Here is a 2081-nt window from a genome sequence, read left to right on the forward strand (position 1 = left end):
CGGGGAGACGATCAGCAGCGGCTGACGGGTGCCCGGGCCGCAGCGGTCCGCGTAACCGCCGGACGCCTTGGGCGCCTACTCACGTCGATCCCGCGGGTCGGCTCGTCCAGGATCAGCACCTCGGGACCCGCGAAGATCCACTTGCTGAGGACGACCTTCTGCTGGTTGCCGCCGGACAGCCGGCCCACCGTCTCGAACACGGTGGGCGCCTTGATATTCATGGACGTGCGGAAGCCCTCGGAGACCTTCCGCTCCTCGTGCTCGTCGACCACACCGCGTTTCGCGACCTTGCCCAGGGCGGTCAGCGAGATGTTCCGGTTGATGTTGTCGATCAGGTTGAGCCCGTAGTGCTTACGGTCCTCGGTGACGTACGCGATGCCGTGCCCGACCGCCTCCGCGACGGTCTTCGTACGGATCTCCCGGCCGTCCTTGAGGACCGTGCCGCCCGCGTACCGGCCGTAGGCGCGCCCGAACACGCTCATCGCCAACTCGGTGCGGCCCGCGCCCATCAGGCCCGCGATGCCGACGATCTCCCCGCGCCGTACGGTGATCGACACGTCGTCGACGACCTTGCGCTGCTGGTCGATCGGGTGGTGCACGGTCCAGCCGCGGATCTCCAGGGCCGGCGCCGCGTCCACCTCGCCCTCGTACGGCGTGCGTTCGGGGAAGCGGTGGTCGAGGTCGCGGCCGACCATGCCGGAGATGATCCGGTCCTCGGTGGTCTCCGGTGCCTTCACGTCGAGGGTCTCGATGGACCGCCCGTCGCGCAGGATCGTCACCGAGTCGGCGACCCGCCGGATCTCGTTGAGCTTGTGCGAGATGATGATCGCGGTGATGCCCTGCTTCTTCAACTCCAGGATGAGGTCCAGGAGTTTGCCGCTGTCCTCGTCGTTCAGAGCCGCCGTCGGCTCGTCCAGGATGAGCAGCTTCACCTTCTTGGAGAGCGCCTTCGCGATCTCCACCAGCTGCTGCTTGCCCACGCCGATGTCGGTGATCCGGGTCTCCGGGTGATCGGTCAGACCGACCCGGCGCAGCAGCTCGGTGGCGTGCTTGAGCGTCTCGTTCCAGTTGATGAACCCGCCCGAGGCGTGTTCGTTGCCGAGGAAGATGTTCTCCGCGATCGACAGGAACGGCACCAGGGCCAGCTCCTGATGGATGATCACGATGCCGTGCTGCTCGCTGGCCCGGATGTCCTTGAACGAGCACTCCTCTCCCTCGAAGAGGATCTCGCCCTCGTACGTGCCGTGCGGATGGACGCCGGAGAGCACCTTCATCAAGGTGGACTTCCCGGCGCCGTTCTCACCGCAGATGGCATGGACCTCGCCCTGACGGACCGTCAACGTGACGTCCGACAGCGCTTTGACGCCGGGAAAGGTCTTGACGATCGAGCGCATTTCCAGGACGGGTCCCGCCATGGTCGTGCCCTTCCAATCCGTAGGAATTGATCGATCCGTGCGAATGACCGAATGACTGCTACGGGCCGGTTACTTGAGCTCGCTCGCCTTGTAGTAGCCGGTGTCGACCAGTTCCTTGGTGTAGTTGGTCTTGTCGACGCTCACCGGCTGGAGCAGGTACGAGGGCACGACCTTGGTGCCGTTGTCGTACGTCTTGGTGTCGTTGACCTCGGGCTTCTTGCCGTTGAGGACGTCGTCGACCATGGTCGCGGCGACCTTGGCGAGCTGCCGGGTGTCCTTGTAGACGGTCTGCGTCTGCTCACCGGCGATGATCGACTTCACCGAGGCCAGCTCGGCGTCCTGGCCGGTGATGACGGGCAGCGGCTTGCTGGAGGAGCCGTAGCCGTCGGACTTCAGCGCGGAGAGGATGCCGATGGAGATGCCGTCGTAGGGCGAGAGCACCGCGTCGACCTTGCCGGTCTTGTAGGAGGAGGTCAGGACGTCCTCCATGCGCTTCTGCGCGGTGGTGCCGTCCCAGCGCAGCGTGGTGACCTGGGTGATCTTGGTCTGGCCGGACTTGACGACGAGCTTCTTGCTGTCGATGTACGGCTGCAGCACGCTCATCGCGCCGTTGAAGAAGTACTTGGTGTTGTTGTCGTCGTTGGAGCCGGCGAACAGCTCGATGTT

The 2081-nt window shown here is 65.1% G+C and carries 1 protein-coding gene and 1 pseudogene; both read right to left on the bottom strand.

Going from position 1 to position 2081, the window contains the following annotated elements; all coding sequences use genetic code 11:
- Positions 1-71: 71 nt before the first annotated feature.
- A pseudogene (locus tag ACWDR3_RS47680) lies at positions 72-1415 on the bottom strand (ATP-binding cassette domain-containing protein); the annotation flags it as partial.
- Positions 1416-1484: 69 nt separating this feature from the next.
- Positions 1485-2081: substrate-binding domain-containing protein (locus tag ACWDR3_RS47685; protein ID WP_450358935.1), on the bottom strand; the 597-nt coding region annotated here is incomplete at its 5' end.

This window comes from Streptomyces sp. NPDC001002, from assembly GCF_053599215.1.